The organism is Klebsiella sp. 10-1, assembly GCF_009758445.1.
Classification (GTDB): Bacteria; Pseudomonadota; Gammaproteobacteria; order Enterobacterales; family Enterobacteriaceae; genus Klebsiella; species Klebsiella scottii.
The window spans coordinates 546,861-553,695 of the sequence record NZ_WQRE01000004.1 but is presented as its reverse complement, the minus strand read 5'-3'; the positions used below and the strand labels follow the sequence as shown (position 1 = coordinate 553,695).

8 protein-coding genes and 1 pseudogene are annotated in these 6,835 nt (G+C 59.9%); 7 read left to right on the top strand and 2 right to left on the bottom strand.

Annotated features, from left to right (window positions below; translation table 11 throughout):
• A pseudogene (locus tag GO007_RS29605) lies at nucleotides 1-109 on the top strand (formate dehydrogenase); the annotation flags it as partial.
• Between the two features lie 114 nt (nucleotides 110-223).
• Here the strand turns inward: GO007_RS29605 and GO007_RS18130 are convergent.
• Nucleotides 224-994 carry a DeoR/GlpR family DNA-binding transcription regulator gene (locus GO007_RS18130; protein WP_095102250.1) on the bottom strand — a complete coding sequence of 257 codons (771 nt, stop codon included), beginning with the start codon at nucleotides 992-994 and terminating at the stop codon, nucleotides 224-226.
• A 92-nt stretch (nucleotides 995-1,086) separates the two neighbouring features.
• On the opposite strand from GO007_RS18130, the gene GO007_RS18125 reads away from it, so the two are divergent.
• Both GO007_RS18125 and GO007_RS18120 read left to right on the top strand, forming a co-directional pair.
• Nucleotides 1,087-1,470, top strand: a complete 384-nt coding sequence (locus tag GO007_RS18125) for a VOC family protein (RefSeq protein WP_095102248.1) — start codon at nucleotides 1,087-1,089, stop codon at nucleotides 1,468-1,470.
• A gap of 35 nt (nucleotides 1,471-1,505) precedes the next feature.
• Nucleotides 1,506-2,147, top strand: coding sequence for a CatA-like O-acetyltransferase, family 1 (locus GO007_RS18120; RefSeq protein WP_095102246.1), 642 nt, complete (start codon nucleotides 1,506-1,508; stop codon nucleotides 2,145-2,147).
• Between the two features lie 46 nt (nucleotides 2,148-2,193).
• Here the strand turns inward: GO007_RS18120 and GO007_RS18115 are convergent, their stop codons facing one another.
• A complete protein-coding gene (locus GO007_RS18115; protein ID WP_095102244.1) occupies nucleotides 2,194-2,697 on the bottom strand; it encodes a DUF1543 domain-containing protein in 504 nt (167 codons plus the stop codon).
• A 279-nt stretch (nucleotides 2,698-2,976) separates the two neighbouring features.
• Between GO007_RS18115 and GO007_RS18110 the strand changes: the two genes are divergently transcribed.
• From GO007_RS18110 to GO007_RS18095, 4 genes are all read left to right on the top strand, one after another.
• Entirely contained in the window at nucleotides 2,977-4,200 is a 1,224-nt protein-coding gene (locus GO007_RS18110) for an SfnB family sulfur acquisition oxidoreductase (RefSeq protein ID WP_095102242.1), read from the top strand.
• A gap of 10 nt (nucleotides 4,201-4,210) precedes the next feature.
• On the top strand, nucleotides 4,211-4,876 hold the full coding sequence (locus GO007_RS18105; RefSeq protein WP_370525577.1) for a methionine ABC transporter permease: 666 nt from the start codon (nucleotides 4,211-4,213) through the stop codon (nucleotides 4,874-4,876).
• Between the two features lie 74 nt (nucleotides 4,877-4,950).
• Nucleotides 4,951-5,727 carry a MetQ/NlpA family ABC transporter substrate-binding protein gene (locus GO007_RS18100; protein ID WP_095102238.1) on the top strand — a complete coding sequence of 259 codons (777 nt, stop codon included), beginning with the start codon at nucleotides 4,951-4,953 and terminating at the stop codon, nucleotides 5,725-5,727.
• Nucleotides 5,728-5,791: 64 nt separating this feature from the next.
• Nucleotides 5,792-6,835, top strand: a complete 1,044-nt coding sequence (locus GO007_RS18095; protein ID WP_095102236.1) for a methionine ABC transporter ATP-binding protein — start codon at nucleotides 5,792-5,794, stop codon at nucleotides 6,833-6,835.

The following is a 6,835-nucleotide window of genomic DNA, read 5'->3' as shown; positions in this document are numbered from 1 at the left end:
CTGCGCGGTTAACGTTGAGCGTATTGCCGACCAGCGGGCCGCCGAGCAGTACGTGATCGATGAGTACAGCAGGCTAAAAGCCCGCCTGCGCGAAAGCGCGATGGGTTAAGTCAGACCGTTTTCCCGGGTAGCGGCGTAAACGCCCTCCCCGGGCAACGAGATCGTCGAGAATTTGTCGCCTCCCGGGAAGGAAGCGCAGGTTTCAGCATACGCCGGCCGGGGATTACACCGTATAGATGCGGATGTCATGCTCGCGAAACGTGGCGCTGTACTCGCGGCTGACGTTCTCTTCCACCACCAGCACATCGATAGCGCTGCTTTCAACCACCACAAAACGGGCCACCGCCGGGATTTTGTCAGACGTCAGGCCGACGATAATTTCGCTACACTGCCCGATCACCGCTTTCTTAAATTCGCAGTCCGCGTAGTCAAATCCCGTCAGGCCGGACTCCGGCGCCATCGCGCAGCCGCCGATAAACCCCTGATCAAACAGAATGCCCTGCAGCTGCGCAACCGCCGAGGTGCCGACGCATCCCCCGGATGCCCGCTGTATCTGCCCGCCGAGGATCACCACGTCATACAGCGGTTTTTTTAGCAACACGGCGGCGATTTCCGGCGAGTTGGTGACCACCGTCAGCGCCAGCTCGGCGGGTAGGGCCTCGGCCATCGCCAGGTTGGTGGTTCCGGTATCGATAAAAATACAGCCGCCGGGCTTCACCAGCCTTGCGCATTGTTGCGCGATCCTGATTTTTGTTGCCGTATTTTTATCTTTGCGTTCGCTATAGTCTCCGGCCTCCGGCAGATTCATCACCGCACCGCCGTAGACCTTTTTGCAAAACCCTCCTTTGCTAAGCTCATGTAAATCACGGCGAATTGTATGCTCTGAAACGTTCAGTCTGGTCGCCAGTTCGGCGCATACCACCCTGCCGTTCTCCTGCAGAATCTGGCAAATAAGCGCTTGTCGCTGTTGAGGGAATGCCGCATAATCGAGCACATTAAATCCTTACATTAATATAATCGAGCATTAGTGAGCATGATCATGCATCTGCTCTCTCTCTGTCAACACGCCGTCAGGAGATATTCACGATGAAAGTAGCCCATATCGCGCTTTGGACCCGTCAGCTTGAGCAGCAGGCCCGCTTCTGGGTCGACTTCTTTGCGGGCGACATTAACGATAAGTACTGCAGCCGGACTAATCACGGCTTTGCCTCCTACTTTGTGAAGATCGGCGACAATATTGCCATTGAGCTGATGACCAAACCGGGGCTCAGCGCAGGGACGCCGGATAATAACCACACCGGCTGGGTGCATCTGGCCATTGCGGTAGGCGGCGCAGAAAAAGTCGATTTACTGGCGCAGCGCGCCGACGCGCAGGGTATTTTGGTCTCTCCGCCGCGCACCACCGGCGACGGCTACTATGAGGCGGTGATCAAAGACCCCGATGGCAATCTGATTGAAATCGTCGCATAGTCGTCTCTGACATCCGAACCAACCAGGAGCGCGCCGTGCCCGCCTACCACGTTATCGACAGAGAAACCTGGCATCGCCGGGAGCATTTCGAATTTTATCGCACGTTTGCCAACCCCAGCTTTAACCTCTGCGTACCGCTTGAAGCGCAACGGCTGTACGAATGCGCCAAAGACCGGCAGGTCTCCTTTTTCCAGCTGGCGCTCTACGCCCTGCTGCGGGCGGCCAACGCTATTCCTGAGCTCAAACAGCGGATGCTGGGCGACGAGATTATTGAATACGATGAGATAGCAGTGATGACGCCGGTGATGACCGCTCAGGAGGGGTTTCGCCAGGTGTGGTGCGACGGCGCCGCCGATTTTGCCGCCTTCAGCCAGGCGGCAACGCCGAACATTGAGGCGGCAAAAACCACCGATCCGGCGCCGCTTATCGTCAACGGGGAGCACTTCTTCTGCGCCAGCTGCCTGCCGTGGCTGCATTTCAGCGCCATAACCCATGCCGAATATTACGTCGGCGCCGCGGTGCCCGCCCTCACCTGGGGCAAACTGAAAAACGGCGTAATACCGGTCGCGGGTAAGTTCAACCACGCCTTCGTTGACGGCCTGCACGCCAGCCGCTTCTTCGCCGCGGTGGAAGCGGGCTTTGCCGATCCGGATGCGCTATGGCGGCCGCAGCCCTGAAACGCCATTCCGCCCGCTGACGCCCCTCAGCGGCTTCGGCGCGGGGCTAGCGCCCGATCGGCTGGTAGCCCTGCCATTCAGGTTTCGCCGCCGTTCCCGCCGCGTTGGGCGTCAGGTGCAGATACCAGTCGCCCACCTTATCCAGCAGCAGGCAGTCATCAACCTCTTTGAGATTATCTTTATGCTGCTGATCCACGCCCCGCAGCAGCGTGCGCAGCGCCTTCTCCTTCGCCTCGCGCGGCCCCTGCGCCACGAAAAGATCAAACTCGTGCAGCTCCGCCAGCGTATCCGGCCGATAGCCTCCGGCATTAACAAAGAACAACCTGACGTCGGCCGTCGGGGGCTGCTTCGCTAATACCACCTCGTAGCCATCAGCCCAGGTAATCTGACTGTAGCCATCGATATGAATTTTATCGGCATCACCAAACCACGCCGCGCGCAGAGCGGGCCAGGCATCCTCGGGTTTTTCCGCCGCCACAAACTGAATATCGTGCACTTCAATATTCGATTTTCCCGCATTGCCGCCAACATAGAACATAAATAGCTTCACTTCAGATCCCCTGCATCGTTATTTTCGTTATATATCAGACTATATAACGAAGATTTCAGCAAGCCGGCTGTCGCAAATGCAGCAGCCCGCATTCAGCGCAGCTGCATTTGCAGCATCTTCTCTGCAGACACAAAAACCTAACTCGTTGATTATAAATCAAATAAAAATTTGATTTTCTGGCACAGCCTTTGCTAATGATTATATAACTCATTGGAATTATAGATTATTTAGTTATCTATTTTTTGCATATAGAACTTCGTTAATCAGGATGGAATCAGCATGCCAGAAAGCACACAGCCGGTTAGTTACACGCGTTACGCACCGCAAGCGCACGTCATCAGCAGCGATGAAGAAGCGGTGGCCATCGCCCATGAGATAGCCCTGGTGCTGCAGCCCGGCGCCGCCGAGCGCGACCGTAGCGGCATTGTGCCACCCGAGATCGTCGATACCTTTTCCAATAGCGGGCTATGGGGCATTACGGTACCGCGCCGCTGGGGCGGAGCCGAAGTCTCAGCCGCCACGCTGGCGCAGGTTATCGCCATTATCTCCGCCGCCGACCCCTCGCTGGGGCAAATTCCGCAGAACCACTACTGCCTGCTGGAGGATATTCGCCTGCAGGGCAGCGATGAGCAGCGCGCCTTCTTTTTTAACCTCGTCCTGCAGGGGCACCGCTTTGCCAACGCCCTCTCAGAAACCGGGGGTAAAACGGTTCTGGATATCCGCACCCGGCTTGAAGCCCGCGCGGAGGGTCTGTATATCAACGGCCGCAAAGGCTACTGCACCGGCTCCCTCTACGCCCACTGGATCGGCATTTTAGCGTTAGATGCCGACGACAAAGCGCAGCTGGCGTTTGTCCCTCGCGACAGCGCGGGTCTGACCGTGGTCGACGACTGGGCCTGCCTCGGCCAGCGCAACACCGCCAGCGGGACGGTGCTGGCCGAGGATCTGGCGGTCCAGCCGTTCCATCTGTTTCCGACGTGGCAATCCTACGCCACCCCAACTCTCGCCGGGCCCTTCGCGCAGCTCACCACCGCCGCCATCGATGCCGGCATCGCCCGGGCGGCCCTGAACGACACGGTGGCGTTCGTGCGCGAGTTCGCCCGGCCGTGGATTGACGCCGGGGTAGAGCGCGCCAGCGACGACCCGCTCACCATCTACCATATCGGGCAGATCGACAGCCGGCTGGCCGCCGCCGAGGCGCTGCTGGAGCAGGCGGGGAAAACCCTCGATCGCTACCGCAACGCGCTGAACGAGGAGAACGTGGCGCTGGCTTCGGTTGCCGTCGCCCGCGCGAAGGTGTTCACCACCGAAGTGGCGCTGGAGGCCGCCAGCCGCCTGTTCGAGCTCAGCGGCACCCGAGCCACCAGCAGCAGCAACAACCTCGATCGCCACTGGCGCAACGCCCGCGTCCATACCCTGCACGACCCGGTGCGCTGGAAGTATCAGCTGCTGGGCAACTGGGTGCTGAACGGCGTTCGCCCACAGCGCCACGACTGGAACTAAGGTGGCGACGGTGCTGGAATTTTTTGCCGAAATCGACTGGAACGACGTGGCGCAGGCCGCTATCGATACCCTGACGATGCTGGGCTGGTCGCTGGGCTTTACCGTCCTGATTGGCCTGCCGCTGGGGATCGTTCTCTACCTGACCGGCCAGCCTCGGCTGCTGCACGCCCCGCGGCTTTACCGCCTGCTGTCGCTGTGCGTCAACGTGCTGCGCTCGCTGCCGTTTATCATTTTGCTGATCGTGATGATCCCGGTGACTACCTTCATCACCGGCACCTCGCTGGGGGTGCAGGGCACCATTCCGCCGCTGGTCGTCGGCTGCGCGCCCTTCTTCGCCCGGCTGGTCGAAACGGCGCTGCGCGAAGTGGATCACGGGCTGGTAGAGGCCAGCTGGTCGATGGGCGGCAACACCTGGCAGCTGATCTGGCACACCCTGCTGCCCGAGTCGCGCTCGGGGCTGGTTGCCGCCGTTACCGTCACCGCCATTTTGCTGGTGGACTACACCTCGATGGCGGGCGTAATTGGCGGCGGCGGCCTCGGAGACCTGGCGATCCGTTTTGGCTATCAGCGCTTTCAGACCGACGTAATGGTCGTCACCGTACTGCTGCTGATTGCCCTGGTGCAGATATTACAAATGAGCGGCGACCGCCTCGTGCGGTCGATAAGCCGTAAATAAAGGATGCCCGCCCTCTTCCCGCTGCCACAGCCGGTTGACGGGCATCCGTCGCGCAAAAATTAAAGGAAAAGATCATGAAAAAAACGCTTATCGCCGCCGGGCTGCTGGCCCTGTTCTCTTTATCGGCCGCCGCCAACGAAACGCTGACCGTCGGCGCCACGCCGGTCCCGCACGCGGAGATCCTCGAATTCGTCAAACCGGTGCTGGCGAAAGAAGGGGTCGATTTAAAAATCAAAGTCTTCAACGACTTTATTCAGCCTAACCAGCAGCTGGCGGAAAAAAATCTCGACGCCAACTACTACCAGTACCGGCCGTTCCTCGATAACTACAATCAGACGCGGCACACCAATCTGGTGCCGGTGGTGGGCGTCCATATCGAACCGTTTGGCGCCTACTCCAGCAAATACAAATCCATTAAAGAGGTACCGGACGGCGCCACCATCGCCATCCCCAACGATCCGGTCAATACCGGCCGCGCGCTGGTGATGCTCAGCAACGCGGGGCTTATCACCCTGAAAAACCCGCAGGACCCGCAGTCGGCCACCCGGGATATCGTCAGCAATCCGCACCGTTTCAAAATTCGCGAGCTGGAGGGGGCGATGCTGGCTCGGGCGGTGAATCAGGTCGACCTGGCGTTTATCTTTGCCAACTATGCGCTGGAGGCCGGAATTGATACCGACAAAGCGCTGCTGGTGGAAAAAGGCAGCGATCTTTACGTCGAGTACCTGGTGGCCCGCCCCGACAACATCAACGATCCGGGGATCCAGAAGCTGGCGAAAGCCCTGCACTCCGAGGCGGTACGCAATTTCATCCTGACCCGCTATAAGGGCAAAATTGTGCCCGGTTTCTGACCGCTGAAATTGACCCGGCAGCGCCACCGCTGCCGCTATTTGCTGGCTAACGGAGGAGATCACCGTGACCAATGCGCTCACCGCAGTACCGCATATTGAGTTAACCCACATAGGCAAAGCCTATCCCAACGGCGTTCGGGCGCTGCAGGATATCAACCTGACTATCCAGCAGGGCGAAATCTTCGGCATTATCGGGCGCAGCGGCGCCGGGAAATCCACCCTGCTGCGCCTGTTTAACCGCCTGGAAAGCGCCGACAGCGGCGAAATCATTATTCACGGCGAGCCTACCCGGCGCTATTTACCCGCCCAGCTGCGGGATCTGCGCCGCCGGGTGGCGATGATCTTTCAGCATTTCAATCTGATGTCGACGAAGACGGTGGCGCAGAACGTCGAACTGCCGCTAAAAATGGCCGGCGTTCCCCGGGACGAAAGGCGGCGGCGGGTCGATGAAATGCTTGAGCTGGTCGGCCTCAGCGCCCTGCGCGACAGCTGGCCGGCCAGGCTCTCCGGCGGGCAGAAACAGCGTACCGGTATTGCCCGCGCGCTGGTCACTCAGCCGGAAATCCTGCTGTGCGATGAGGCGACCTCGGCGCTCGACCCGGAGAATACCTACGCCGTGCTGGCGCTGCTGAGAGAGATAAACCAGCGCCTCGGCCTGACCATTATCCTTATCACCCACGAGATGGACGTGATTCGTACGCTGTGCGATCGGGTGGCGGTGCTCGAACAGGGAAAAATTATTGAACAGGGCGAAGTGTGGCAGATTTTTGGCAACCCGCAGCACGAGGTTACCCGCAGCATGACCGGGACGCTGCACCACGCGCGTCCCGGCGAGCCGGAGGCGCCGGTCGCCGGTCGCCAGGTGGTGACGCTCCATTTTGACGGCAGCAGCGGACGGGAGCCGAATTTACAGCATATCGCCGGCCTGCTCGGGGACCAGGCCAGCCTGCTCTCCAGCAGCTGCGAACATATTCAGGGGCGGACGATCGGCCAGATTCGGGTTCGCCTGGCGCAGCCGCTGGAGCCCGGCGCGCTGCGCCAGCACGGCTGGGTGGCGGACCGCTTCACCCTCGGCACGGAAGAAATGGTGGAAACCACTGCTCCTTAG

Excerpts from the sequence above, each read along its gene's own strand:
- GO007_RS18125 (WP_095102248.1), top strand. The coding sequence starts at position 1,087 with ATGAAAGTAGCCCATATCGCGCTTTGGACCCGTCAGCTTGAGCAGCAG.
- GO007_RS18110 (WP_095102242.1), top strand. The coding sequence starts at position 2,977 with ATGCCAGAAAGCACACAGCCGGTTAGTTACACGCGTTACGCACCGCAA.
- GO007_RS18100 (WP_095102238.1), top strand. The coding sequence starts at position 4,951 with ATGAAAAAAACGCTTATCGCCGCCGGGCTGCTGGCCCTGTTCTCTTTA.